The sequence below is a fragment of the Myxococcus dinghuensis genome, assembly GCF_024198235.1.
Lineage (GTDB): Bacteria > Myxococcota > Myxococcia > Myxococcales > Myxococcaceae > Myxococcus > Myxococcus dinghuensis.
Window position 1 is genome coordinate 323,607 of sequence record NZ_JAKCFB010000001.1, and the last position, 25,998, is coordinate 349,604.

A 25,998-nucleotide genomic window follows, 5' to 3' on the forward strand; every position below is an offset into this window, starting at 1 on the left:
CCCTTGAACCGTCGTCCATGACCTCCTGATGAGACTTCCGGGACACCTGTTCTCGTTGTCTTCGCAGCTCTGCTTCCTCCTCACACTGAGTCTCGCGGCGACGGACGTCGAGGCGGGGACGCGGCCGCGCGGCGTCCAGAGCGCGACCTCCGTGGTGGGGCTCTGGTCTCCCGCTCAGCACCTCTACGTGAAGGGCGACGTCGGCGTCTCCGGCGAGCAGCTCGCCGAACTGGAGGTCTGGCTCACCGAGAACGCGCCGCACTGGACCGTGGTCCTCGTCGACAGCGCTCGGGGGGAGCGGTACGTGGACGCCGAGGGCACGGCGTTCTCGAACGTCGAGGCCGTGTTGCACTCGCTGGGCAAGGGCCTCTCCAACCGCACCCGCTTCGGCTCCCTGCGACACCCGGAGACGGGCGAGCAGGATGGCACCATCCTGGTGGTGTCACTGCGCGACCGCGACCTGTCGTACTTCGGTTCGGACGCGCAGGACCTCCGCGGCCTGGGCGAGGCGTCGTGGAAGGGCGACCTCGACCAGCGCGCCATCAAGGCCATGCGCGACGGGGGGCGGGTCGTCGATGCGGTGATGGGCACCATTCACGAAGTCGACGGGCGCCTGGGCGCGAAGCTCGTCGAGGAGGCCGAGGCCAGGGGGTTCGACGAGGCCGCGTTGGAGCTGGCGCGGCAGTCCGTCCGCGCGCCGCTGCTGCGCCTCCAGGAGCGCGTCGCCCGGCTCTCCGAGCGCCTGCGCGTCGCCACTGCCGAGGGGCCTCTTCCGGGCGTGCACGCGGAGGTGATGAATGTCCCTGGGCTGGAGCAACGGCTCCTCTCCGCGCTGACGCTCCTGGAGCAGCCGACGCCGCAGCGATTGGCCCTGGCCCGGGTGACGCAGGTCAGCGTCCGCTCGCGCCTCGAGGTGATGGAGCGGTGGCTCGACTCCGTCGTCGCCGCTCGGGGGCGACTGTCGTCCCTGGAGCAGGCGCTTCGGGTGGCCGACGCGAACCCCCTGGCTTCGTTCGCGTCGAGCGAGCTGGCCACGTTCAGGGCGACGTTGGAGTCTGCTCGCGCGGGCGTGCGGGACCTCGGGCCCACGCATCCGGCGCAGCTCGCCGCCGCGGAGCGGGCCCGGGACGCGGTGGTGGGAGTGCTCACCCGGGTGGCGGCGGACCAGCGACGCATGGACGCGCTGGCCGGCCTGCTCGATGGCACGGAGGCGGGGCCCCACGCGGATGCGGCGAAGGAGCCGCTCGCCGCGGCGCGCAAGGCACTGGACTCGGCCCGCGCGGCGTTCGCGCGACAGGACCCGGCCTATGTCGCCCTGCTCCAGGAGGGCGAGGCACGCGCCGCCCAGGCGTCGTCGGCGGTGGAGCTGGCGCGGTGGGCTCACGGCCTGGGGCTGTCGGGCGGCGTGGTGGGCGGGCTGGGGCTGCTCGCCGCCGGCTTCTTCGCGCGCCGTCGCAGGAATCGAAGCCGGGGCCAGGCGCTCGAACTGCACACGACGTGGCGTGGCACCCTCGACGAGCGCATCCAGCGCCTCCTGGCCCTCCAGGAACACGCCCATCGGGCGATGGGCGCATCGCGCGAGGAGCTGGAGCGGCGCTTCGAGGGCGCCTCGCGCGAGGAGGCGCTGCGGCTCGCCGCCGAGGTGGACGCGTTGTTCCTGCGCGTCGCCGCGGCGGCTCGGGTGCTCCAGCGGGCCGACGTGTTGCTCGCGCCCAGGCGCTTGTCGGCGGCCGCCGGGTCTCAACTGTCGACGGCGCCCTACGAAGCCGCCAGCGCGCTGTTGCGAGACGAACTCATCACCCTCCATCCCGACGAGAGCGTGGAGGCGGTGCTCCATGGGCTGCGCAAGGAGGTCCAACTGCTCCTGGGAGAGGGCGGTCGCCCCCCGTCCTTCTCACTGTCGTTTCCCGCCCTGGTTGCGTCCATCGACGCCGAGGTGGCGCGGGTCCAGGAAGGCCTCGCCGCTTTCGAGGGCGCGCCAGCCCGCGCTGACTCGACGGTGAAGCGCCTGGAGGCGCTCGTGACGCGCGTGAGAGGGCTCCCGGTGGAGGCGGGAGTCCCCCGTGGCGCGGAGGTCCTCGCGTGCGCGGTGGCGGCGGCGGAGGCCACGCTGGAGGAGGCGCGGCGGCGGCGCGTGACGGACCCGCTGGGCGTGGAGCAAGGCCCGCTCGTGAGCGGGCAGCGGCTCGAGGCGGACCTGCGGGAGTGGTGGGCCATGCTGGCGTCCACCGAGGCGAACGTCCGGGCCAAGATCGACAGGGCGGGGGCTGCGCTCGCGGGGGCGGGGCTCTCCCGGGAATGGCTCGATACCGCGCGCACGGTCCTGGCCGCGAGCGTCGTGGACGAGGCCCGGGCGCAGTTCTCCTCCCCCACGGACTCACGGTTCGCGAGCATGAAGGCGTCCCTCGAGGCGTTGGGCGAGAAGGCCGTGCGGGTGCTCACGCTGGTGTCCGGCGTGGCGAGGACCCGGGCGATGCTGGAGCAGACGGGGCGCGCCGTGGACACCGCTCGCGCGGAGGTCGGGGCGTACCTCCATGCCCCCGCGTCGAGGGTGTTCCGCGAGGACGAAGGGGACGTCTACGGACAGTTGGCGCGGGTGGGGGCGACGCTGGACGAAGCGCAGGTCGCGCTGGGGCGGGGAGCGTTGGAGGAGGCTCGGGCCGCGGTCGATGCGTCGTCCTCGGGACTGGAGTCGCTGCGGGCCCTGGTGTCCCGGAACCTGGAGACCCTGCGCCGGTTCGAGGGTCGCCGCGACGCGTGCCTCGCGGAGTCCAAGCACCTGGAGAAGCTGGTGGAGGAAGCCTCCAATCTCGTGGGCGGGCTGACGCGGCGCTACCTCGAGTCCGCGCTGGTGCTGCGTCCGGACGACCCGGTGCGCCCGGAGGCCAACGGCACCGTCGAGGACAACCCCCACGAGATGGCCGGGCATCTGGCGCAGTCCCGGCGGTTGCTCGCGGAGGCCGAGGAGGCCTGCTCGGAGGCCCGGTTGCTGGCGGTCGAGAAGCTGCTGGATGAGGCCGAGGCCGCGCAGGTCCTCGTCGTGACCCGGCGCGAGGAGCTGCAGGAGAAGGCCCGACGGCTGCAGCTCCTCGACACGCGGAACAAGAGGGCGCTCCAGACGCTCGAGCAGCTCGAGGCCGAGGGCGATGGGGTCATGAAGGACGTCCGCGTGCCACGCGCCACGCTCGAGGCGTGGGCCTCGGCGCGGGAGGGGACGCGGGCGGTTCGCGAGCAAGCGGGGCAGCCTCGCGTGGACCCCCACGAACTGGCGCGGGGGCTCGCCACCGTCACCCAAGCCCTGGAACAGGCGCGGCGCGGGGCGGAGGCCGACGTGTCGATGCATGAGCAGGTGACGCGGAACCTCGCCTCCGTGGAGGAAGCGCTCCGCGACGCGAACGTCTGGGTGGGCAAGCGGGTCGGCGTGGATGACGGGGCCAGCCAGTCGCCGGCGGCGTCCGTCGCGGCCCTGGCCTCGACCCCCAAGGCCATCGAAGCGGTGCGCGCGGAGTTGGCCCGGCCCCACGGGGACTGGCACGCACAGGCGCAGGAGGTCCACCGCATCGAGTCGGAGGTCGCGCGCGCGGCGGCGGTCGTTCGCGGCGAAGTGGAGGCCGCGGAGAAGGCCGTCGCGCTCATTCGCGAGGCGGAGCTCGTCCTGCGGCAAGGGGCGAGGTGGGACCGCCGGGATGGCCGCTCGCACTTGTCGAGCGCTCGCGAGCTGCTGTCTCGCGCCCGCTATCTGGAGGCACAGCAGGCGGCCCTGGCGGCGATCCACCTGGCGCGAGCGGCGAACGAGGCCGGTGAGCGGCGCGCGCTCGCGGAGGAGGTCCGCCGCAAGCAGAAGGAGGTGGCCCGACTCGCGCGCCTGGAGCGGGCTCGCCTCAAGCGCGAGGAGGCGGCCCAGGCCCGCCGCGAACTCGCCCGCGCCGTGAATTCGCTGGCCGTCGGTTCGTCGTGGTTCTCTTCCCATCGCCACCACCACCACGACCATCATGACCACACGCGTCATGTGCATGTGCACTCCTCGAGTCACTCGACGCATTCGAGTCACTCGAGCAGTTCCGACTCTGGGGGAGACTCGTCCGATGGAAGCTCTTCTGGGAGTGGGTCCGGCTTCGAGAGCTCGAGCTGGTAGCTCGATGCGACTTGCGCGGTCCGGACATCGTCCAGGCGTGGGGTGGTGGCTCGTGTTGGCACTGCTCCTCGTCGTGCCCCGCGCCGAGGCGGGGACGAGACCCCGGCGCGTCGCGAACGCGACGGACGTCGTGAAGGTCTGGTCCGACTCCCAGCACCTCTACGTGAAGGGGGACGTCGGCGTCTCCGACACCCGGCTCGCGGAGCTGGAGTCCTGGCTCACGGCGAATGCCCCGCACTGGACGGTGGTGCTCCTGGAGTCCTCCCAGGGAGAGCGCTTCGTCGACGCGGAGGGGAAGGGCTTCTCCGACAGCGAGGCCGTGCTGCATGCGTTGGGCAAGGGGCTCTCGAACCGCACCCGCTTCGGCGCGTTGACGCACGCGAAGACGGGAGAGACGGATGGCACCGTGCTCGTGGTGTCGCTGCGCGAGCGCAAGCTGTCCTACTTCGGCTCGGATGCGCAGGACCGGCGGGGGCTGGGAGAGGACGAGTGGGCGGGCAATCTCGACCAGAGCGCCGTCAAGGCCATGCGTGGAGGCGGGCGGCTCGTCGACGCGGTGATGGGCACGGTGCAGTTCGTGGACGAGCGCCTGGACCTCATCCTCGCGGAGGAGGCCCAGAAGAAGCGGGAGGCCTTGGCCCGGGAAGAGGCGGAGCGTGCCCGGCGCCAGGCCGAGGCCGAGGTGGCGCTTGCCCAGGCGCGGGAGGCGGCGCGGACGCCCCTCTTGCAACTCCAGTCCCGCCTGCGGCTCCTCGTCGAGCGCAGGTGGACCACCTTCGGGGAGGCGCTCCCCGCGGCTGTGTCGCCCGACGTGTTCGACGTCGAAGGGCTCCAGCAGCGGCTCGCGGAGGCGCTGGTGCTCGCCGAGCAGCCGACGCCGGAGAACCAGGTGCGACTCCGGGCGACGGACGAAGCGGTCCGTCAGAAGCTCGAGGCGGCCGAGCAGGTGCTGGCCTCCGCGGAGGCGGCGGCCTCGCGACTGAAGGCGTTGGAGTCGTCGTTGGAGAAGGCCTCTTCGCATGCCGACGCCGCGCTCGCGAGCGCGGAGCTGGAGGCGGCTCGTGCCGCCATGGTGACCGCGAGGCGGGCGGCGCGGGACCTGTCGCCCTCGCGTGAGCAGGACTTCGCCGTCGCTGCACAAGCGCTCGCGAAGGTGGAGACGGCGTTGGGGGAGGCCCAGCGGGCGAGGGCTCGAGTCCAGTCGCTCTCGGACCAGCTCGACGTCGCGGCGCGCAGCCCTCATGCCGGCAAGGCCCGGGGCGACCTGGCGAAGGCCCGCGCGGCGCTCGACGAGACTCGCGCGGCGCTGGAGCGGAACGACGCGGCCTATGCCACCCGCCTGAGTCAGGCGGAGGTGCTCTGTGCGAGCGCGGTGTCGGCGGTCGAGGCGGCACGCCAGGCGTTCGTGGCCATGGTGGCGGGGCTCGTCCTGGGCGGGGCGGGAGTGGTGCTCGCGGGCTACCTCGTGCGCAGGCGTCGCAACCAGCGGCGTCGCGCGGCGCTGGCGCTCCATGCCCGGCGCCGCTCCGCCGTGGACGGGGGGACCCAGGCCCTGTTCGTCCTCCAGGAGCGGACCCACGTGGCCGCCGGCGCCTCCCACGAGGCCACCGAGCGGCGCTTCGTCGGCGTCTCCCGTGAGCGGGCGGCGAGGTTGGTCTCCGGAGTGGACGAGCTGTTCCTCCTGTCCGCCGCCGCTTCGCGCGTCCTCCATCGCGCGGAGGCGGTGCTCACCCCGAAGGACGCGTGGGACTGGCTGGGCTCGCAGGTCTCGACGGCGCGCTATGACGCGCTCCTCGCGCTGCTTCGGGACGCGCCCATCGTCTTCCACTCCGACGACGGAGTGGAGGCCGTGGTGCGAGGTCCCCGGAAGGATGACTCGGGGGGCACCGGCGCCATCGCGCCCTTCTCGCTGACCTTCGGCGCGCTGTGGGACGCCTTCGACTCCCGGTCCGGTCGCGCGCGGGAGGACCTGGAGGCGCTGGAGGAGTCGCCCGAGCGCGCGTCCTCGCAGGTGGACGCACTGGAGCGCGGCGTCATCGGGTTGCGTGGCCTCGAGGCGGGCCCCGAGGTCCTGCGCACCCGGGAGATCGTCTCGGGAGTACGGGGCGCGTTGGAGGCGCTGTTGGTCGAGGCCCGTTCGCTGCTCGCCGCGGACCCGCTGGGAGCGTTGGAGGGGCCGCTCGCGCGGGGGCTTCGCCTCGACGCGGACTCACGGAGGCTCCTCTCGGTGCTGGAGCAGGCAGAGGAGGACGTGGTGCCCGAGGTCGAGAGGACGGGCGCCGCGCTCGTGGGGGCAGGGTTGCCTCGGCGCTGGTTGGATGAAGCCCTGGCCCACCTCACTTCGCGCGCCGTGGAGGAGGGACGCGCGCTGGCTTCACCACCGCATGCTCCACGCCTCGACGCGGCCTCGGTGGTCACGGCGTCCCAGTCTCCCGATGCGCTGGGGTTGATGGGGATGGCCCTGGTGGTCGCCGACCTGGGAGGCGGCGGGGGCTCGGCTCACGGGGCGGTGGGAGGCTTGAGCCTCGTCACGGGGCTGACGAACCTCTCTCGAACGCCGGCCGGACCGGTGGAGGGACTGGATGCGTCGTTCCGGGCGCTGCTCGAGAAGATGCTCGACGCTCGGGAGCTCGTGGACGGGGTGATGGCGGCGAGGCGCGAGGTGGACCGGACCGCTCGCGCGCAGGAGGCGGCGCGTGAGGAGGTTGGACATGTCGTGGGTCGACCGGCGAGGGAGGTGCTTCGGGAGAAGGGGCATGACCCGTCGGAGCTCCAAGCCCAGGCGGAGTCGTCGCTGGGCGAGGCGTGCGCCGCGCTGGGCGAAGGACACGTAGAGGTCGCGCGGACGGCCCTCGCCGCGTGCGCGGACCGGGTGAAGCAGCAGGACGCGTTGCTGGCACGGAGCCTCGGCGTCGTGCGGACCTTCACGTCCCGTCGCGAGGTCTGCCTCGCGCAGTCCACGCGCCTGGAGGTGCTGGTCGCGGAGGGCTCGGGGCTCGTGGAGTCGCTGACGCGACGTCATGCCGTCTCCACGCTCACGCTGTTGCCGGGGGAGCGCCTCCGCCCCGAGGATGGCGACACGGCGCCCGAGTACGCCGCGAGCATGGCTCGGCTGTGGACCGGAACCCGCGCACAGCTCACCTCGGCGGAGCGGGCCTTCTCGGAGGTTCGGTTGGTGGAGTCCGAGGGCTTGCTGGCCCAGGTCGAAGCCGGGCAGCGCCAGGTCCAGGCCCTGTTCGATGTCCTCGCGGGATTGGCGCGGAGACTGGAGTCCGCCGAGGCGGAGCACACCCGAGGACTCCATTCGGCGGAGGAGCTGGCCCGGCGATGTGACGCCGAGGTCGCAGACACCCGGACGACGCGCGCCACGCTGGGCGCGTTCGCCTCCGCGCGTCAGCGCCTCGACTCGCTTCGAGAGGCCTCGGCGCGTCGGCCGTTGGACCTGGACGAGATGGTCCGCCAGCGGGGCGCTTTGATGGAGGCCCTCGACCGGGTCCGCCAGGACGCGAAATCCGACCGGCTCCTGCATGAACAGGCGACGCAGGGCCTGGCGGCGGTCAAGGGGGCCTACGCCGCGGCGGACCGCTGGGTCGCCACGTCCGCGTCGGATGGCGTCACGGACAGCCGGGCGACGGAAGCGGCCATCCGCGCCATCCGTGAGCTCGGGCAGCAGATGGAGAAGGCCTTCGAGACGCTGGGCCGGACCCACGAGGACTGGCTCGCCCTGGACCAGGAGGCGGGCCGGTTGTTGGCGGAGCTGGCGGCGCGGACCGCGGACCTTCGGGGCGAGGTCGAGTCCGCCGCGAGCGCCGCCCGTGAAGTCGAGTCCGCCGCGAGCGCCGTCCAGCGCGCGGCCTGTGGGGGACGTCGCGCGGGAAGCGGCATGTTGATCGTCGCGCGCGGACACCTGGAGCGAGGGGAGTACGAGGAAGCCCGGCGGGCCGCCAGCGAGTCCACGCGACAGGCCAAGGCCGCCATCGAGGCCGCCCAGCGGGAGGATGAACGGCGGAGGAAGCTCGAGGAGGAGGCCTACGTCCGCCGCATGGAAGCGGCACGCCGTCGCACCGGGCAGGGGTCTCATCACGCCGGTAGCGGCGGGGCGCTGCTCTTCGGGGGCCGGGACGATTCGTCCTCGGGGCGTGGCACGGGGCTGGGCTCGCTGTTCTCCTCGTCGTCCTCGTCCTCGTCCTCGTCGAGGGACTCCGGTGGCAGCGGTTCCGGGTTCTCCGGTTCCTCGTTCGGAGGAGGGGACTCGTCCGACGACAAGGGCTCCTCGGGCAGCGGCTCCGGGTTCGGAAGCTCGAGTTGGTAATCGCGGTGCGCCGGCTGGGCGGCTATGGTGCGCCCCCATGGCAACTCCCCATATCTCCGCGGCACCCGGAGACTTCGCAGACGTGGTGCTGATGCCCGGCGATCCTCTCCGGGCGCGTTACATCTCCGAGCGCTTCCTGGAGAACGCCCAGGGCGTCACCTCCGTGCGCAACATGTTCGGCTTCACGGGCACCTATCAGGGGCGCCGGCTGTCGGTGATGGGGCACGGGATGGGCATCCCCTCCATCTCCATCTACGCCACCGAGCTCATCAAGGTGTACGGCGCCAAGGTGCTCATCCGCGTGGGGAGCTGTGGCGCGCTCCGTCCGGACGTGAAGCTGCGCGACGTCATCGTCGCCACGGGCGCGGGCACCGACTCGCAGGTGAACCGGATGCGGTTGATGGGGCACGACTACGCCGCGGTGCCTGACTTCGAGCTGGCGCGGCACGCGATGGAGTCGGCGGAGCGTCGGGGCAAGGCGGTGCGCGCCGGCAACGTCTTCTCCTCCGACCTGTTCTACCACCCGCAGGAGCAGCTCACCGCCGCGCTGGTGCGCATGGGCGTGCTGGCCATCGAGATGGAGGTCGCGGGGCTATACGGCGTGGCCGCGGAGTACGGGGCGCGTGCGCTCGGCCTGCTCACCGTCTCCGACCATCTCCAGACGGGCGAGGCGCTGTCGCCGCAGGACCGCCAGACGTCGTTCGACGAGATGATCGAACTGGCGCTGGACGTCGCCCTCAAGGTTCCCGCCTCCAAGCCGTGAGGGGCCGCGGGGGCCTCGAACCCCCGCGCGAAGTGTGAGCCGCTGATGCCCGGAGCACCCCTCCGGGCAGGTGGGTTGTCGAAAAGTCCAGGCGGGGCTTTGTGCTCGAACGAATCTCGGGCCATCCTTCGCCCCGGTGCGTTACCCCGTCCTTTTCCTCTTGGTCTGCGCCGGCTGTGCCGGACGCGTTTCTCCCAATGCCGGCTCCACGCCGGCCCTGGCCGCCGTCCGTCCGGAAGCTCCGGTCTCGGCGAGCGCGGAGGCGGTGCCTTCCGCCGCGCCTGCATCGTCCGAGTCCGTCGCGGCTTCAGGCGCCGTCGCCGCCGCGTCGTCGGAGGTGACTGCCGCGGAGGCGGTCGGCTCCCCGGCTGCTTCCGCGGAGGGCGCGTGCGCGCTGGCTCCGGAGGACCTGGAGTCGGAGGACGAGACGGCGGAGGCCGCTGAAGGGGAGGGCGACGACGGCGAAGGCGAGACGCCGGTGGTCTCCTCGGGCGAGGTCCCGACGGGGCCGTTGTACTCGGCGGACATCTCCGACGATGAGCTGGCGCGGCGGTGGAAGGACGACATCACCTCGCTCGGGTCGATGGCGGTGGGCTTCGCGCACAGTGGCCGGTTGGTGAACTCGGTGCAGTTCCCCAAGGGGCCGGAGTGGATCGTCGTGTCGCCGGAAGGGGCCTACGCGACGCAGGAGAGCGTGGACTATCTGGCCACGGCCATCCGCGAGGTGCGTGCCCGCTTCCCCCTGGCGCCGCCCCTTCGTGTCAACGGCATGAGCAACAAGGAGGGTGGCTACATGCGCCCTCACAAGAGCCACCAGAACGGCCGGGACATCGACGTCGGCTTCTACTACCCGACGGTGGACCCCATCCGTGAGCGCGAGCGCGAGAAGGTCATCGACGTCGCGCTCAACTGGGCCTTCGTGCGCGCCGTCGTGACGAAGACGGACATCCAGCTCATCCTCGTGGACCGTCGCGTCCAGAAGGTGCTGTACGACCACGCGCTGGCGGTGGGCGAGGACAAGGCCTGGTTGGACTCGCTGTTCAACGACGGGCCATCCGGAATCATCAAGCACGCGCGTCGCCACCGCGACCACTTCCACCTGCGTTTCTGGACTCCGCGCGCACAGGAGCTGGGGCGCCGCGTGCAGCCGCTGCTGGCGCTCCAGCCCGAGCACAACGTGACGGTGCACCGGGTCCGCTCGGGCGACACGCTCGGGGGGATTGCGCTCAAGTACAACTCGACGGTGGCGATGATTCGCAAGTCCAACCACATGCGCGGCAGCTTCCTGCGCATCGGTCAGCGGGTGTCGGTGCCGTTGCGTGGGCCGTGCACGCACTGCCCGGTGCCGCCTCCGGTCGTGCTGCCGCAGCGCATGTTGCCGCCCGAGCCCAAGGCGCCGGCGGTTGCCGCCGCGGGGGCCATCGACGCCGCGGCGACCGCGACGCGTGCGTGCCCGAAGCCCGCGTCGGATGCGCAGACCGTCCAGGCGGTGTCCGCGAAGCCGGCGGAGGATGCGGTCACGGGCCAGCCCGCGTCGGGTGCGGAGGCCGTCCAGGCGGCGTCCGCGAAGCCGGCGGAGGATGCGGTCACGGGCCAGCCCGCGTCGGGTGCGCAGGCCGTCCAGGCGTCTTCCGCGAAGACTGTGTCGGGCGCCTCGACCGCTGAGGCTGCCGCCCCGGCCACGTCCGCGAAGCCCGCGCCGAGTGAGTCCGTCGTCCAGTCCGTGGCGGGGACCGCCGCCCCAGCGGCTGCGACCATCCAGGCGGCGTCCACGAAGGCGGCTCCGTCCGCGACGACCGTTGAGGCCGTGTCCGTGACGCCCACGTCGCCGGCTCCGGTTCCGCCTGTCTCCGCGAAGGAGTCGGCGGGGGGCTCCTCGGCGGGCATCACCCACGCGCGCTGAAGGCACCTCCGCCTCGAGGCTCCAGCGGGAACCCAGGGGGAGCCTTCGATGGCTCCTCGGGTCATGCACCGGAGTGTGACCGGCTTCGGTCGGGACACTGCATCGCCCTTCGTCGCTTCGATGGCTCCTCGGGTCATGCACCGGAGCGTGACGCCCGGTCTGCGTACCGGTGTCCCCCGTTCCATCGGCGACGCGAGAGTGGGCGGTGTGCCTCTCCTCGGCGATGGGTGTTCGTCGCGCGGCCCACCTCGCCGCAAGCGGGGGAGCGCCGCCCCGTCCGTCCGCTGCTGAGTCGGAGCGCCATCTGCCCCGTGCGCACCGAGCGATACGCAGGGGCGCGAGGGGTGTGGTAGCACGGGGCCGCCCATGGCTCTTCCCCCTCGCCGAGGCCCCGCGCTGGCGCAAAAGGCCCGTCAGCGCACTCCAGGCCACCACTACAACGCGAGCTTCCTGTCCTCGATGGACCGGGAGGCCATCCTCACGTGGCTCGGTGCGCTCCATCCGTTGTGGGAGGAGCGTTACTCCAAGCACTTCCCGCCGCCCCCGGGCCAGTCCCAGCGGCGACTGCTGCGTCCCGTGTACTGGCTGGGCAACTGGCAGTTCGCGTGCCTCGACTACTACCGTCCGCCCAAGGGCGTGTGGAACCGGTGCGTGAAGGCGGAGCCCTTCCCCGCGGTGCTCCAGCGGCAGGTGACGAAGATCGAGGAGCTGGCGCGGCGCATGTTCCGGGGGCCGGACATGCCCAAGGGCTGGCACCTCAACACCTGCCTGGTGAACTTCTACGGCAATCGCCTGGAGGACGGCCGCTGGGTGGACACCGCCCGAGTCGGTGAGCACAAGGACTTCGAGCCCGGGCCGGTGGCGTCACTCTCCTTCGGCGAGCGAGCCCTCATCCAGTTCGTCACCTCCTCGCGTCCCGGAGAGCGGGACGCGGTGGTGTTGGAGCAGTGGTTGGACGACGGCGCGTTGGAGTTGTTCGGCGGGACGCGGTGGAAGGACGAGACGTTCCACCGCGTCCAGCGCGTGGACACGCGCGCTGGCCACGACCTGGCGCCCAAGCTGCCGGACTTCCGGACTCGCCGCATCAACCTCACCTTCCGCTACGTGCCGGACCTCCACGTGACGCCCTTCGCCGCGCTGTCGCCCGAAGCGCGAGAGGACGTGCGGCCGTACATGGAGCAGCTCGCGAAGGGGAGCGCCTTCTTCCGCGCGGAACTGGACCGGGAACCCTCGACTCCGGCGCCCTGATTCGACGGCGTCATCCGCGGGCGCAAGCGGGTGCGCCACCACGCGAAGGCCGCCTGCTCCACGCGGACTACGTGGGCCGCCGCTTGCCGTGCGTGCGCGCGTGCCGCCCCGGCGTCCCGGTCGCGGGCTTGGGGGCGTTGTCCTTCTGGGGAGGACCCGGGTCCTTCTGTGAGGCGAGGAAGTGCGTCCAGGCCTCCTGGAAGACGGGGTCCTCGCGGGGCACCGCGACGCGCGGAATCTGCGTGCGCATGATGCGCTCGATGGCGGCCACCACGTCCTTGTCGCGCTGGGTGGCGAAGGTCGACGCGACGCCGCTGGCCTGGGCCCGGGCGGTGCGGCCGATGCGGTGGACGTAGTCCTCGGGCGCGTGCGGCAGGTCGTAGTTGATGACGTGGCCCACGTCCTCCACGTCGAGCCCTCGCGCGGCGATGTCGGTGGCGACGAGGCAGCGGTACGTCCCCTCCCGGAAGCCCTCCATCGCCTGGCGCCGTTGGTTCTGCGTCCGGTCCGCGTGCAGCACGGCGCTCTTGTGGCCGGCGCGCTGGAGGGTGCGGAGCACCTTGTCCGCGCGCTCCTTCGTCCGGGTGAAGATGAGCGCCGTGGCCTCGTCGCGCGCGAGCAGGGCGAGCAGCAGGGCGGACTTCTCCTCGGGCGTGACGATGTAGAGCCGCTGCTCCGCGCGCTCCGCCGGGGTGCCGCTGCGGGTGACCTCCACGCGCACGGGGCGATACAGGCGCTCGCGGGCGAAGCGCCCCACGTCCGCGCCCATCGTCGCGGAGAACAGCAGCGTCTGCCGGCGACGCGGCAGCGAGGAGAGGATTCGCTCCAACTGGGGCTGGAACCCCATGTCGAGCATCCGGTCCGCCTCGTCGAGCACGAGGACCTCCAGCCGGGGGAAGGCCGCGCTCCCGGACTCCAGCAGGTCCACCAGGCGACCGGGCGTGGCCAGCACGAACGTGGGCTGGGCCTTCAGGGCCTCGACCTGGGCGGCCATGTCCTCGCCGCCGATGACCACCGCCTGCTTCAGCCCGTGGGGTTCCGAGAACAGCCGCACGGGCTCGGCGATCTGCTGCACCAGCTCCCGCGTGGGCGCGAGCACCAGCCCGAGCGTCCCCGCGCGCCCCGTGAAGCGCTCGACCATGGGCAGCACGTACGCCGCCGTCTTGCCGGTGCCGGTGGCCGCGCAGCCGATGACGTCCTTGCCGGCGAGGGCCGGGGGGATCGCCTGCTGCTGGATGGGCGTGGGCTGGGCGAAGCGCACGCGCCGCAGGACGCCGAGGGTGGCTCGCGACAGCCCGAGCCGGTCGAAGGAATCACTCACCCCCCCCGGCTATCACGTCGCGAGGCCCCATGGGAAAGGGCCTCGCGTGGACGCCGCGACTAGGTCCCCTTCGCCACCAGCTCCGCCCACGGGGTGATGGCGCGGATGATGCCTTTCACACGGTCCGGCGCCATGCCCGAATCCCGCAGGCGCCGGGCCACCGCGTCGGTGTGGGGGACGGCGCGCTCGGTGAGGGCCACCAGCGCGGAGGCGACGGCGCAGGTGTCCTCGGGCTGGTCCATGCAGATGACCCGGTCATCCATGAAGACGCGCCAGAAGCCCTCGCACCGGCTGCGGCGGCGCTGGTCCGGGATGAGGAAGAAGGGATGGAAGGTCCGGCTCAGCTCGTCGATGGCGTCGGTCAGGCCGATGCTGGCGTCGAGGTCGTCGCCGATGAGGTTCGCCACGTGTGTCCGGGACACCTCGTCGTCGGCGGGCTCGTCGCCCGTCATGAAGAAGTAGCCCTTCTTCCCCCGCTTCTCGAAGCAGTCCATCGCGGTGTGCCGGGCCGCGAAGTACATGCCCAGCTCATAGGACTCGAAGTCGTTCCCGCCGCCACCGCGCTCCAGGAACATCCAGGTGAGCCACTGGTCCATCTGCTGCTCGGAGGACTCGAACTGACCTACCTGGAGCGGGGCGTCGTCGTTGACGGCGTCGCCCACCGCCATGAAGAGCACCTGCGGGTCGGGGATGCCGGCCTCCATCAGGTCCTTCATGAACGAGGGGAACGTCTGCCGCGCGAGGATTTCGGGGATGTTCCCCATGGAGCCCGTCACGTCGAGCGCCATGACGACCGCGAGCGACTGGGGATGGACGTCGCTGTCCCGGCTCTCGCGAAACTTCACCCGGTACGGATTCATGCGGGGGTGCAAGGCCTGCTGCAGGAAGACTTCCTGGGGAGGAAGTTCGCTGCGGGCCTTGGTCATCGCCTCGTGTGCTGCGTAGCTGTAGCTGCCGTACCCCATGGTGGTGCGACCCCCTCACGTCTCGTGGCGCGTGGACTGCGCTCGAATGGGGGACAGGCTAGTCCGTGGGCCCGCCGGACGTCAGCACCGGGGCCGCTTGTCCCGCGCCGCCGGCCCATGGGACGTCACCGACACCTTCACCCGGAGCGCGGACTCCACCCAGGCGACGAAGCGCTCCGTCCGTTCGGCCGGTGTCCCTCCCAGGTCCAACGCCTCTCGCGAGGGGGCGCAGCGGGAGAGGAACCCGGTGAGTCGCGCCTGCCAGTCGAGGTCCTCGCGAGGTCCCGCCCGCAGCCCCGTGACGTGCCCGGAGTCCGGACTCCCGAGGAAGAGGGGCGCGTCGTCCTCCGATGTGGTCGTCGGGACCCGGTAGCTGTTGCTCACGGGCCAGCGAGACGCCAGCCGGTCCAGGTGGGTCAGGGCCAGCGTGTCCACGCCTCCGCAGACCTCCAGGGCGTAACGGGCGAGCACGGCGTCGAAGTGGCCCACCCGGAACGAGCCCTGCCAGCCTCCGGCGTCGTTGTGCGGCTCGGGCACGGAGGGCGCCAGGGCGGGCTCCTCGGTGGGCAGCGGTCCCTCGCCATGGCGCGTGGCATACGTGCGCAGCACGCCGAGCCGACGGATTTCTCCCTCGAAGCCGTGCTCGCGCAGCAACTCCAGCGCGGGGTCGAAGGTGCAGGTGCTCCAGGTCGTGTGGGGATGGAAGCCCCGCCACTCGTCCAGCAACACGCCCTGCGCGCCCTCGAAGACGGTGTGGTGCGAGGCGCGCAGTCGATGACCGAGCCAGGCGTCCTCGACCACGAACCGACGTGGCCCGAGTGCCCGCACGGCGTCCGCCCAACGAACGACGACCTCTGGGTCGTCCAGGAGCATCCACTCGCGTTCCGCGAACGGCAGCCTCCGGAGCACGGGACGCAGCGCCGCGACGTCCGCGCGCAAGCGCTCCTGGGCGGCGCGGGCCTTCCGGATGAGCGCGGTGGGATGGGCCAGCTCGCCCGCGAACACGATGTCCGTCGGATTCGCGAGCGCGTCGCGCACCGTCTCTCCCACGCCGACGCCGCACGTACCATGTCGGCGCTCCCCCCGGGCCAGCTCCCGCAGCCGGCCCACGGCCTGATGGAAGGGAGTGATGACGCGCGCATGCTCGCTGACCGTCACCCGCTCCATGGCGTCGGGCACGCCCTGCTTCGCGAGGAAGTCCGCCTCCACGCGCAGGGCCAGGGGGTGGAAGACGGTGGTGCGGGCCAGGTGCGTGCGCACGCCCGCGACGAAGCTGCCCGCGCCGACCTGGGAGAAGGTGTGGTGTCGCCCGTCATCGGTGACGACGTTGTGGCCCGCCTGGGCTCCGCCGTTGAAGCGCACCACGAGCCCCGCGCCGTGTCGCCGCACCAGCCAGTCGGTCAACGTCCCCTTGCCCGCGTCACCGAAGCCCAGGTCGACGACGACGTGGGCGGTCCGGGCCGGGCTCATCGGTGGGGGTTCTCGGTGAGCCGCTGGAGGCCGGAGGGCGAGTCGTGCTCGGGGAGGGGCTCGTCCTCCAGGCGGGGATGGGGCGTGCCATCGCGTCCCAGCGTCGCGGCGAACGGGGTGAGCGCGCGGATGACCGCGCCCAGCCGCTCGCGCCCCAATCCCCCGCGCTGGAGGTGTCCGGCGAGCGCGTCGAGGTCAGGGATGGCGCCCTCGCACAGCGCGACGAGCCCCGCCGCGACGTCGACGGTGTCCGTGGCGTCCTCCAGGCAGATGACGCGGTCGCCGAGCAGCTCGCGCCAGTCGCGCTCGCACTTCCGACGTCGCGCCAGGTCGGGGATGAGGAAGAACGGCTCGTAGCCGCGCTGGAGCTCACCCAGCACGTGGCGGATGGGGACGTCCTGCTCCAGCGTGTCCCCGATGAGGTCGGTCACCTGTCGTCGGGAGACGTAGCCGTAGGGGCGCTCGTCGCCCGTCATGAAGAAGTAGCCGCGGTGTCCGCGCTTGCGCCAGCAGTCGAGGTCGGTGTGGGCCGCGGCGAAGTACATGGCCAGCTCGTACGACTCCATGCCCTCGGTCCCGCCGCCACCCTCCAGGTAGAGCGAGGTGAGCCACTGGTCCATCTGCCGCTCGGAGGACTCGAACTGGCCTACCTGGAGCGGCGCGCGGTCGCTGTGCGCGTCACCCACCGCCATGAAGCACACCTGCGGGTCGGCAACGCCCGCTTCGAGCAGGGCCTTCATGAAGGCGGGGAGGCGCTGGCGCGCGAGCAGCTCCGGGATGTGGCCCATGGAGCCGGTGACGTCGAGGGCGAAGACGATGCCCAGCGAGTTCGGGTGCCCGTCGCTGTCGCGGCTCTCCCGGAACCGCACGCCGTGGGGCTCCATCAGGGGATGACAGCGGTCCTGCCGGAACAACGCCTGGCGCGGGACGTGGGCGCGCTCACGCGTGAGCGACTCGTGCGCGTCGTAGCTGTAGCTCCCGTAACCCATGGTCCGACACTCCTTCCACGCGCGGCCGGGCCGCGCTCAACGCCACCCGGGCAGGGTGAAGGGGGTGAAGCGCGACGGCCCGAAGGCCTCGTGCGCGGCGGCGGAGACCTGCTCCTTCAGCGCCCAGGCATCGACGTCGTCGTTCGCGGGCTCGCACTGCGCTCGCAGCAGGTCGGCCAGGGGAGGCGGGACCCGCGTGGGCGTCGTGCCCGTGGAGGGGTCACCGCCCAGCACCCAGACGAGGCTGCGCGCGCACATCGCCGCGTCGGTGGCGGTGGAGGGGGCTCCGCCTCGCCAGAGCGCCTCGGGGTAGAAGGCCCGGTGCGCGGTGCTGAGGGCGCGCGCCGAACCTCGGCCGCCGCGCGGGAGTGCGTGGGTCCAGCCCACCAGCATCAACCCATGGTCCCTGGGGTGGACGAGCAGGTGGGGCGGCAGGACGGCGCCGTGGACGTAGCCCGAGCGGTGCACGAAGCCGAGCAGCTCCAGCGCGCGCTTCCACATCCACACCGCCGCGCGCGGGTCGATGCCCTCGGCGTAGACCTCGCGAAGCTCCGTGAACGCGTGCTGGAAGCCGCTCGCCCAGCGATACACGGTGGCGGGGCGCGGCGTACCGCCGGCCTCCTTCGCCAGCCCCCGCGCCACGGGTTGGGGCAGCAGCCGCGTGAAGTGCTCGGCGCCCTGGGCCGTGCTGCCTTGGAGCGTCTCGAGGGTGGTGTACTCGTCGCTCGACAGGTCCGCGTCGGCGAGGGCCCGGGCGACCTTGATGACCACCATCTCCGTGAGGCGCGCGTCACGCCGGGCGAGGAAGACGTCGCTGCTGTCCCCGCGCCCCAACCGACCGAGCAGGACATAGCGGGTGTCCTCCACCGTCACGCGGGGCCGGTCCGGCGCGAAGGGCGGGTCGTCCGCGGGACGCGCGGGGCGGGGCCAGACGGTGACACCCTTCGCGGACACCATCGCGCCGCAGTAGTCGCAGGTGAGGATGCTGCTGATGGACGAGGGAGGGGGCAGGTTCGCGCCACAGCCAGGACATTTCAGGAGCCGCGTTTCCATCTCCACCCCTCATGATGTACGGCCCACGATAGCGCACTCGCCGAAGCCGCCATGACTTCCTTCCTCGCCCCACTCCCCGTGGTACTCGACACCAACGTCGTCCTGGACCTGCACGTGTTCCGGGACGTCACGGCGCGGCCCCTCCTGGACGCGCTGGAGGCGGGGGTGCTCGTCGCGTGGGGGGACGACGCGACGCTGGCCGAGCTGGGGTTCGTGCTCGCGTCGCGCAACTTCCAGCCGGGCCTGGAGCGCTCCGCGCGGGACGGTGCGCTCGCCGCGTACCATCAGCGCGTGAGACATCTGCCGGAGGGCGAGGGCCGGCCCGTGCCGGAGCTGCCGCGCTGCCGCGACCGGGACGACCAGATGTTCCTGCGTCTGGCCGCTCGCGCGGGGGCCGCGTGGCTGGTGAGCAAGGACAAGCGGCTGTTGTCCCTGGCCGACCGCCACGGGCTCCCCTTCGCCATCCTCACGCCTCGGCAGGCGGTGGCGCGCCTGGCGTCTCAGGCGCTGGTGGCTGGCACGTAGCGGATGACACGAATCGCGTCGATGCCCATCACGAACGTGGTGATGGACGTCACCTTCGCCTTGCCGCCCGAATCGCTCCAGCCGAGCACGTGGACGAAGACGGGGTCCCCCGCCTCCGACTCCATGGCGCCCGCGATGAGCACCGTGCTGGCCTTCTCTCCGTCATAGGTGACGAGCGTCTGCCGGAAGACGAGCCACGAGGCGCGGCTGCCCGCGTCCTCGGTGACGCCGCGGAGGAAGGCGGTGGGCTTCGCCAGGCTGCCCTGCACGAACTCCCCGCCCGTGAGCTGGTGCGCGAACTCCTCGCTCTTCAGGCTCAGCCCTCCCGGCTCGTCGCAGCCGTTGCAGTAGTCGACGCAGGAGCACTCCTTCTCGAACTCCTCGAGCGCTCGACCCTTCCGGTCCGCCTCGCACTTCTTGACGCAAGTGGCCTGCTCCCGGGCCTCCACCTTGCGTGCGGCGGTGAGCTTCTTCTGGAGCTTCGACTGGGCGGCGTCCGACTCGAAGAACGACGCGTCCGCCAGATGGAGCAGGCCGGCGACGCGCACCAGGCCCGGGTCCTCCATCGCGGACAGCGCCGTGGTCGCGGCGGCCTTCTGGGCCGCGCGCTCGGCGGGCTTCACGCGCGTCCACTTCGCGCGGGCCTCGGACGCGGTGCCGTCCTGGTCCAGGTTGACGCGGTCGTAGAGCGCGGCGGCGGCCTTCGCGCGCTCGAGCTCCGCCTGGTACGCCTTGCCCGCCGGGAACTGGTCCAGCCACTTCCGCGTGGACGCACCGTGTTCGACGAACACGACCGCCTGCTCATCGCTGTTCTCTCGGGTGAACAGCGTCTCCTGCTTGAAGCGGGGGGCCCACTCGATGGCCGCCTTCGCGCCCGTCCGCGTCGCCGCCTGCTTGCGCTCGAAGGCGAAGGCGCGCACCTGCTCGAAGGCGGCGTTCTCCGCCTCCGCTTTGTACGGGTCCTTGCCGACGACGTACACGCGCAGGTCGCTCAGGCACGTGTCGTCGTACGTGGTTCCGGGGAAGGTGGAGACGATGGTGAGGCGCACGCCCTGGACCTTCGTGGGCACCGGCACGCGCACCTCCTGCCAGCCCAGCACGTCCTTCAGCTCCACCTCCACGGCGGTCCCCGTCGTCTGGGGGCCGGTCTCACCCTGGACGAGCGGCTCCAGCTTCACCTTCTGGGGACGGGCGTTGGCCTGGTAGAGCTTCGCCGACTTCTGGTAGCCGTTGCGCAGGAAGACGCGGAAGACCTCCGCCTGCTGGAGCTCCGGGCCCCACCACTCGAGGGCCTCGCCCTCGCCTCGGCCCTTGGCGCCCTCCACCCACGCGGTGGCCGGGTCGTCGTCCGCGATGTAGAGCGGCAGATAGTTCTGCGCGTGCTTGTTCCACCCGTTCTCCAGGAACGAGGACGCCGTGACGCGCCGGGGATGGAGGCGGTGGGCGCCATCCACGTTCGGTTCGAGGAGGACCGGTGGCGCTGCGGCGAGGATGAGCGACAGGAGGATCATGGCTTGCGCTCCAGGGTGGCGGTGCGGGGTGGGAGGGGCTCGGCCCACAAGACCAGGCGCGAGAGCCCCTCGGGGTAGAGGCCCGAGTCTTCCTGCTCGCGGGCGACGAGGTGATAGACGACGCGGGCGTAGCGGGCGTTCCCCGGGATGGCGACGACGCGCTTCTCCCCGGGCTTCAAACGCGTGTCCTCGACGGCGCCCAGGTGGATGAGCGTCTCCGGCGGCCAGGCGCGGAGCGCGAGGCGCCGCCCGAAGGTGGCCACGGTGCGCGCGGACTCGAAGAGGGCATCGTCCGCCACCTCCACGCTGACCCAGCGCATGACGTCGCCGGAGGGGAACCCGTGGCCCACCTCGCGCGTGGAGATGCGCAGCGCGCTGGCGGAGGGCTCCACGACGAGCGCGGCCTTGAGGGCCTCGGAGCGGCGCGTGCCCCCCATCGCATGGTCACCCCGGGGCATGTGGCAGTCGGCGCACTGCCGCGTGTCACCCGTGCTCGCGCGCCAACGGCGCCACTCGCCCGCCGTGTCCTGTTGCCATTGGGTGTCGGACAGGCGCTGGAGCCGTCCCCGTCCGTCGAACACCGGGAAGCCGAACTGGTGACACCCGGCGCAGGGCATGCCCGGAGTGCCCGCCGCTGCGCCGAGCGGCGCGTGACATCCCGCGCAGGTGACGCCGTGCTCCTCGGGGGGGCTGTTCGGGGGCAGGGCGCCGCGCTCGAGGTTGCGCGCGAGTGGCGCATGGCACTGGACGCACCAGCCTGGGCGGTCCTCGGTGATGGCCACCTGGAAGACGTCGTCCGTGCGCGCGGTGGCGTGGCCGCTGTGTCGCCAGGACTCCACCTGCTCCGCGTGGCACCCCTCGCAGCGCGACACGCTCCAGTCGGGGAGGCCATGCGGCGCCTCGCCCACCTCCATGCGCGCCGTGCCCTGGGGGAAACGGGGGCTGGGGGCCGTGGCCAGCAGCGAGCAGGTGAGGAGCAGGAGCGCGGACAAAGCCGATGGAGTGTAGGCGGCTTTACCCTGAGTGCGCGACTCCCTCTGGACGGCGAGGCGCGGTAGAACCGGCCCCATGAAGGCCTACGAGATTCGCGATGGCTTCGGGCTGGACAAGCTGGTGCTCGGGGAGCGGCCGGACCCGACACCCGGTCCCTTCCAGGTGCGGGTGCGCGTGACGGCGACGAGCCTGAACTACCGCGACCTGATGATGGTCGAGGGCCGCTACAACCCGAGGCAGAAGCTGCCCCTCATTCCCAACTCGGACGGGGCGGGCGTGGTGGACGCGGTGGGGCCGGGGGTCACGAAGGTGAAGCCAGGGGACCGGGTGGTGGCGCTGTTCTCCCAGGCGTGGCCGGCGGGAGAGCCCACGCGCGCCGCGCAGATGAACACGCTGGGCGGACCGCTGGATGGAGCGCTCGCGGAGTTCATGCTGCTGCACGAGGACGGGGTGTTTCCCACGCCCGCGTACCTGTCCGACGAGGAGGCCGCGACGCTGCCCTGCGCCGCGCTCACGGCGTGGAGCGCGCTGGTGACGCAGGGTGGGGTGAAGGCCGGCGACGTGGTGCTGGTCCAGGGCACCGGCGGCGTGTCGCTCTTCGCGCTGCAGATTGCCCGGCTGCTGGGGGCGCGCGTCATCCTGACGTCGAGCCGCGACGACAAGCTGGAGCGGGCGAAGGCGCTCGGCGCGCACGAGCGTATCAACTACGCGACGACGCCGGACTGGGACAAGGCGGCGCGAGCCCTCACTGGCAACGCGGGCGTGGACCACGTCGTGGAGGTGGGAGGCGCGGGCACGTTCGAGAAGTCGCTGCGTGCGGTGCGGCCCGGCGGCACGGTGTCCGTCATCGGCGTGCTCAGCGGTGGCGCGGGGGCGGTGCCGCTCACGTCCATCCTGATGCAGAACCTGCGCGTGCAGGGCATCTTCGTGGGGCACCGCCAGGGCTTCGAGGCGATGGCGCGCGCCTTCACGCTGCACGCGGTGCGGCCGGTGGTGGACCACGTCTTCGCCTTCTCCGAGGCCGTGCGCGCCTTCGAGCACCTCAAGAGCGGCGCGCACTTCGGGAAGGTCGTCATCCGCGTGGGCTGAGCCCGTCGCGGCCCGGGGAGACACGGCCCGCGCGTGACCGCGCGCGGGACCGTGGGACCGCTGATGGGCTCAGGAGCCCGTCTCCGTGGGGCCCGGGTCGGACGGGTTGTTCGACCGGGCGACGTAGGAGACCTGGGGACTGGAGCGCTGGCCGCGCCCTCCCGACCCGCGATTGCCGTTGCCGCGCGGCTGACGTGGACCCTGGTTGTTGGGGCGGAACTCCCGCTCGGAGGGGCCTCCGGCGCTGGGAGGGGTGCTGGTGGCGGAGCGCATCTCGACGACGGGCGCGTTGCCCCGCCCGCCGTTGCCACGCCACTCGCCCCGAGGAGGACGGCCGTTGCCCGGTCCACGCGGCTCGTCACCCACTGGGCGCCGCGTGTCCGGATGTCCCGGGTTGCCGTTGAGCGCGTCCGGAGACGACGGACCCTCTGCGCGGAACGGTGCGTCTCCGCCGCGTGGGGCGTCGTGCGCGGGACGGCCGTTGCCATTGGCGGGGGGGCCGCCATTGCGGCGCTCGTCGCGGGGCGGGCGACCATTGCCATTGAACCGTGCGTCGTTGCCACGCGGAGGCCGGCTGTTGCGTCCGGGGTTCGACGGTGGACGACCGTTGCCCTCGAAGGACGTGCCCTGCGACTGCTCGTCTGGGGCGCTGGCCGTGCCGTTCGTGTGCCGGGGTTCGTTCGCGGGGCGGTGCGTGTTGCCGCCCTCGCGGCGTCCCATCTGGGGCGGACGGGGACCTCCGTTGCGGGGCGCGTTCGGGCTCTGGCCTCCACGCACCTCGTTGGAGGCGGAGCGTCCGTTGCCGCCACGCGCGTCGTTGGAGGCGGGGTGTCCGTTGGCTCCGTGCGTGTCGTAGCCGGAGGCTGGGCGTCCGTTGCCGCCGCGCGCGTCGTTGCTGGCTGGGCGTCCGTTGCCGCCACGCGCGTCGTTGCTGGCGGGGTGCCCGTTGGCTCCGTGTGTGTCGTAGCCGGAGGCTGGGCGTCCGTTGCCGCCGCGCGCGTCGTTGCTGGCTGGGCGTCCGTTGCCGCCACGCGCGTCGTTGGAGGCGGGGTGTCCGTTGGCTCCGTGCGTGTCGTAGCCGGGGGCGGGGCGTCCGTTGCCGCCACGCGCGTCGTTGGAGGCGGGGTGTCCGTTGGCTCCGTGTGTGTCGTAGCCGGGGGCGGGGCGTCCGTTGGCTCCGCGTGTGTCGTTGGTGGCGGGGCGTCCGTTACCGCCACGCGCGTCGTTGCTGGAGGCGGGGCGTCCGTTGCCGCCACGCGCGTCGTTGCTGGAGGCGGGGCGTCCGTTGGCTCCGCGTGCGTCACTGCCGGGAGCAGGGCGTCCGTTGGCTCCGCGTGTGTCACTGCCGGGAGCGGGGCGTCCGTTGCCGCCACGCGTGTCGTTGCTGGCGGCGGGGCGTCCGTTGCCGCCACCACGCGCGTCTGTTCCCGCCGGGCGCGGCCCGTTGCCACCCATGGGGCGCGCGCCCTGGGGCGCCGGGCGGTTGTTGCCGAATCGCGGCGGTGGACGTCCACCGGGTCCCCGGTTGCGGCCTCCGCGTGGCGCGGGCGCCGCGGGGGGCTTGCCGCGCTCGCCGCCGCCCTGTCGCAGGACCAGGGCCTCCAACTCGAGCAGCTCTGCCTCGGCGGCCTCCTCGGGCGTCATGGGGGGCTTGGGAGCGGCCTCGACCACGGGTTCCACCGGCGCCGCGCGGAAGTCGCGGCGGGGCTCTCCTCCGTCGAAGCGGTTGCCTCGCGGCCCGCCCCGGCCATTGCGCCGGGGGGCGTCACGGAAGTTGCCGGACGGCACGAACTCCGGCGTGAGGTCCCGCCGCACGTACGCCTGCCAGATTTCACCCGTGTCGCCGTGCGCGCCGCGCAGCCAGGGCGCGAAGCCCGCGAGGAACTCGCGCACGTTGTCCAGGTCGCGCCGGAAGTAGAACTCCGCGCGGTTGTTGCGCGCGGCGGCCACCGTCTGCGGGAAGTCGATGATGGTGGGCCCGCCGGAGCCCATGAGGATGTTGTACGGCGACAGGTCGCCGTGGATCAGGTCCGCGCACAGCATCTGGATGACCTGGGCCCGCAGGTCCAGGTACATCGCCTGCGCGTCCTCCGGCGTCGCCGGGGGGGCCTCCACGAGCCGGGGGGCCGGGTGACCCTCCGCGTCGAGCACCAGCTCCATCAGGAGGATGCCCTCGTAGAACATCACCGGCGTGGGGACGCGGACGCCCTGGGCGTGCAACTTGTAGAGCGAGTCCGATTCGGCGCTCTTCCACGCCTCCTCGGCCGCCTCCTGTCCGAAGCGGCTGCCCTTCTCCATGGCGCGGCGGGTGCGGGAGTTGCGGACCTCGCGGCCCTCCCGGTAGCCCACGTTGTTGCGGAAGTTGCGCTCGTGGCGCTCCTTGTACAGCTTGGCCGCGACCACCTGGCCGGCGTGCTGGACGAGCCACACCTCTGCCTCCTTGCCGGTTTTCAACTGGCCGATGACGGCCTCGATGATTCCGTCGGCGAGGAGGGTCTCTAGCGATTCATTCATTCAGAGGCGGAAGTCCCAAGAATCATGGGCGGGTGAAACCAGATGGCGCGCGGGGCGGCCCTACTCGCAGCGCGCGCGGCGGCATGTGAACATCTCGAAGGCCCCTCTTGCTACCGCCAAACCAGGACGAGCGGCCAGGAGAACTGGCGCCAGACCCACCCTCAGTCTGGAGGCCGGGCTTTCCCGGCATCAAGCGCCCCCCGGGAGGGGTGGGTCAATGCTGACCAATCGAGAATCTCTCCGGAGCCTCGCCGGGCTGCCCGGGCGTCGACCAGGCGACAGGGATCATCGCCTCCGGGACGGGGGACCTGGGAGGTGGGGTGGAGGGGAGGGCTCCGGGTGGGGACGGCACATGGCCGCCGCGAGGACCCGGACGCGGGGGGACTGCCGACCCGCACCGTGAGAGCGCTACGATGCGCGCCGCCCAGGAGGGGACTCACCCATGGCTACGAAGAAGCGCAAGTCGAGTGCTGCGAAGAAGTCATCCCTGCGTACCTCCACCGCGAAGAAGGCGACCACCCGGAAGGCGGCGGCGAAGAAGGCCGGCGCGCGCAAGTCCGCCGTGAAGAAGGCCGGCGCGCGCAAGTCGGCCGCGAAGAAGGCCCGCGCGAAGAAGGCGGCCCCGGCCACGCGGACGTCCGCCGTGAAGAAGGCCGGCGCGCGCAAGACGGCGGCGAAGAAGACGGGTGCGTCCGCCACGAAGCGGGGCACGACTCGCAAGGCTCCCGCGGCGAAGAAGTCGACGCGCACCGCGGGCCCCAGCTCGCCCCGGCTGGCCGTCGCGCGCGAGACGCCCGACGTGGAGCTCTCCTCCGTGTCGTGGGAGTCGCGCCCCGTCACCGGCGACCCCGACCTCGAGCAGGTGGAGACCACGTCCGCGGGCCTCCAGCCCCTGGCGCCCGAGCACGCCGCCGTGGACGAGCTGACCAGCTCCGGCAACGAGCTGCTCGACATCTTCCAGCGCTACGACCGCAACCGCACCGGCTCCATCGAGCGCGCCGAGTTCGCGCGCCTGCTGGAGGCGCTGGGGCAGAACGTCACCGACGAGGAGCTGGAAATCGCGCTCGACATCGTCGACACCGACAGCACCGGGAAGATCTCCTGGATCGAATTCAAGACGTGGTGGACCAGCCGCTAGGTCGGGTCCCCGGCCCGGACACCCGGGGGCGACACGGCCTGGGAGTCCTCCCGGGCTCGTGCTCCCAGC

At 72.3% G+C, this 25,998-nt stretch carries 16 protein-coding genes; 8 read left to right on the plus strand and 8 right to left on the minus strand.

Annotation, left to right across the window (positions count from 1 at the left end; all coding sequences use genetic code 11):
• Nucleotides 1–28 precede the first annotated feature (28 nt).
• The 5 genes from LZ198_RS01095 to LZ198_RS01115 all read left to right on the plus strand — a co-directional run bounded on the left by LZ198_RS01095 (nt 29) and on the right by LZ198_RS01115 (nt 12,361).
• Nucleotides 29–4,135: a hypothetical protein gene (locus LZ198_RS01095; protein ID WP_253969949.1), complete on the plus strand. Its 4,107-nt coding sequence runs from the start codon at nt 29–31 to the stop codon at nt 4,133–4,135.
• A 52-nt stretch (nt 4,136–4,187) separates the two neighbouring features.
• Nucleotides 4,188–8,447 carry a coiled-coil domain-containing protein gene (locus LZ198_RS01100; RefSeq protein ID WP_253969950.1) on the plus strand — a complete coding sequence of 1,420 codons (4,260 nt, stop codon included), beginning with the start codon at nt 4,188–4,190 and terminating at the stop codon, nt 8,445–8,447.
• Nucleotides 8,448–8,484: 37 nt separating this feature from the next.
• Complete coding sequence (gene deoD, locus LZ198_RS01105) at nt 8,485–9,210, plus strand: purine-nucleoside phosphorylase (RefSeq protein ID WP_253969951.1); 726 nt, start codon at nt 8,485–8,487, stop codon at nt 9,208–9,210.
• Between the two features lie 265 nt (nt 9,211–9,475).
• The gene (locus LZ198_RS01110) at nt 9,476–11,113 is read left to right on the plus strand and encodes a LysM peptidoglycan-binding domain-containing protein (protein WP_253969952.1); all 1,638 of its coding nucleotides are present in this window, start codon (nt 9,476–9,478) and stop codon (nt 11,111–11,113) included.
• Nucleotides 11,114–11,479: 366 nt separating this feature from the next.
• Nucleotides 11,480–12,361 (plus strand): alpha-ketoglutarate-dependent dioxygenase AlkB, encoded by an 882-nt coding sequence (locus LZ198_RS01115; RefSeq protein ID WP_253969953.1) that lies wholly within the window; start codon nt 11,480–11,482, stop codon nt 12,359–12,361.
• A 67-nt stretch (nt 12,362–12,428) separates the two neighbouring features.
• On the opposite strand, the gene LZ198_RS01120 is transcribed toward LZ198_RS01115, so the two are convergent.
• From LZ198_RS01120 to LZ198_RS01140, 5 genes are all read right to left on the minus strand, one after another.
• Complete coding sequence (locus LZ198_RS01120) at nt 12,429–13,682, minus strand: DEAD/DEAH box helicase (protein WP_253969954.1); 1,254 nt, start codon at nt 13,680–13,682, stop codon at nt 12,429–12,431.
• Nucleotides 13,683–13,741: 59 nt separating this feature from the next.
• Nucleotides 13,742–14,647: a VWA domain-containing protein gene (locus LZ198_RS01125; protein ID WP_253969955.1), complete on the minus strand. Its 906-nt coding sequence runs from the start codon at nt 14,645–14,647 to the stop codon at nt 13,742–13,744.
• A gap of 81 nt (nt 14,648–14,728) precedes the next feature.
• Nucleotides 14,729–16,117: an adenylosuccinate synthetase gene (locus tag LZ198_RS01130; RefSeq protein ID WP_253969956.1), complete on the minus strand. Its 1,389-nt coding sequence runs from the start codon at nt 16,115–16,117 to the stop codon at nt 14,729–14,731.
• A complete protein-coding gene (locus LZ198_RS01135; RefSeq protein WP_253969957.1) occupies nt 16,114–17,106 on the minus strand; it encodes a VWA domain-containing protein in 993 nt (330 codons plus the stop codon). Before LZ198_RS01135 ends, LZ198_RS01130 begins: the two co-directional genes overlap by 4 nt.
• A gap of 36 nt (nt 17,107–17,142) precedes the next feature.
• Complete coding sequence (locus tag LZ198_RS01140) at nt 17,143–18,159, minus strand: serine/threonine-protein kinase (RefSeq protein ID WP_253969958.1); 1,017 nt, start codon at nt 18,157–18,159, stop codon at nt 17,143–17,145.
• A 51-nt stretch (nt 18,160–18,210) separates the two neighbouring features.
• Here LZ198_RS01140 and LZ198_RS01145 point away from each other — a divergent pair, with 51 nt between their 5' ends.
• Complete coding sequence (locus tag LZ198_RS01145; protein ID WP_253969959.1) at nt 18,211–18,684, plus strand: putative toxin-antitoxin system toxin component, PIN family; 474 nt, start codon at nt 18,211–18,213, stop codon at nt 18,682–18,684.
• On the opposite strand, the gene LZ198_RS01150 is transcribed toward LZ198_RS01145, so the two are convergent.
• Nucleotides 18,660–20,195, minus strand: coding sequence for an NADase-type glycan-binding domain-containing protein (locus LZ198_RS01150; protein ID WP_253969960.1), 1,536 nt, complete (start codon nt 20,193–20,195; stop codon nt 18,660–18,662). The two genes, LZ198_RS01145 and LZ198_RS01150, sit on opposite strands and share 25 nt — an antisense overlap.
• Entirely contained in the window at nt 20,192–21,187 is a 996-nt protein-coding gene (locus LZ198_RS01155) for a cytochrome c family protein (RefSeq protein WP_253969961.1), read from the minus strand. Before LZ198_RS01155 ends, LZ198_RS01150 begins: the two co-directional genes overlap by 4 nt.
• Before the next feature lie 76 nt (nt 21,188–21,263).
• Here LZ198_RS01155 and LZ198_RS01160 point away from each other — a divergent pair, with 76 nt between their 5' ends.
• Nucleotides 21,264–22,277 (plus strand): zinc-dependent alcohol dehydrogenase family protein, encoded by a 1,014-nt coding sequence (locus tag LZ198_RS01160; RefSeq protein WP_253969962.1) that lies wholly within the window; start codon nt 21,264–21,266, stop codon nt 22,275–22,277.
• Between the two features lie 69 nt (nt 22,278–22,346).
• Here LZ198_RS01160 and LZ198_RS01165 read toward each other — a convergent pair whose 3' ends face one another.
• The gene (locus LZ198_RS01165; protein WP_253969963.1) at nt 22,347–24,791 is read right to left on the minus strand and encodes an RIO1 family regulatory kinase/ATPase domain-containing protein; all 2,445 of its coding nucleotides are present in this window, start codon (nt 24,789–24,791) and stop codon (nt 22,347–22,349) included.
• Nucleotides 24,792–25,233: 442 nt separating this feature from the next.
• On the opposite strand from LZ198_RS01165, the gene LZ198_RS01170 reads away from it, so the two are divergent.
• Nucleotides 25,234–25,929: an EF-hand domain-containing protein gene (locus LZ198_RS01170; RefSeq protein ID WP_253969964.1), complete on the plus strand. Its 696-nt coding sequence runs from the start codon at nt 25,234–25,236 to the stop codon at nt 25,927–25,929.
• The last annotated feature ends 69 nt before the right edge of the window (nt 25,930–25,998 follow it).

Coding starts and splice junctions, on each gene's coding strand:
- LZ198_RS01165 (WP_253969963.1), bottom strand. CDS start 24,791: ATGAATGAATCGCTAGAGACCCTCCTCGCCGACGGAATCATCGAGGCC.
- LZ198_RS01150 (WP_253969960.1), bottom strand. CDS start 20,195: ATGATCCTCCTGTCGCTCATCCTCGCCGCAGCGCCACCGGTCCTCCTC.
- LZ198_RS01135 (WP_253969957.1), bottom strand. CDS start 17,106: ATGGGTTACGGGAGCTACAGCTACGACGCGCACGAGTCGCTCACGCGT.
- LZ198_RS01160 (WP_253969962.1), top strand. CDS start 21,264: ATGAAGGCCTACGAGATTCGCGATGGCTTCGGGCTGGACAAGCTGGTG.
- LZ198_RS01140 (WP_253969958.1), bottom strand. CDS start 18,159: ATGGAAACGCGGCTCCTGAAATGTCCTGGCTGTGGCGCGAACCTGCCC.
- LZ198_RS01125 (WP_253969955.1), bottom strand. CDS start 14,647: ATGGGGTACGGCAGCTACAGCTACGCAGCACACGAGGCGATGACCAAG.
- deoD (WP_253969951.1), top strand. CDS start 8,485: ATGGCAACTCCCCATATCTCCGCGGCACCCGGAGACTTCGCAGACGTG.
- LZ198_RS01115 (WP_253969953.1), top strand. CDS start 11,480: ATGGCTCTTCCCCCTCGCCGAGGCCCCGCGCTGGCGCAAAAGGCCCGT.
- LZ198_RS01145 (WP_253969959.1), top strand. CDS start 18,211: ATGACTTCCTTCCTCGCCCCACTCCCCGTGGTACTCGACACCAACGTC.
- LZ198_RS01095 (WP_253969949.1), top strand. CDS start 29: ATGAGACTTCCGGGACACCTGTTCTCGTTGTCTTCGCAGCTCTGCTTC.
- LZ198_RS01170 (WP_253969964.1), top strand. CDS start 25,234: ATGGCTACGAAGAAGCGCAAGTCGAGTGCTGCGAAGAAGTCATCCCTG.
- LZ198_RS01130 (WP_253969956.1), bottom strand. CDS start 16,117: ATGAGCCCGGCCCGGACCGCCCACGTCGTCGTCGACCTGGGCTTCGGT.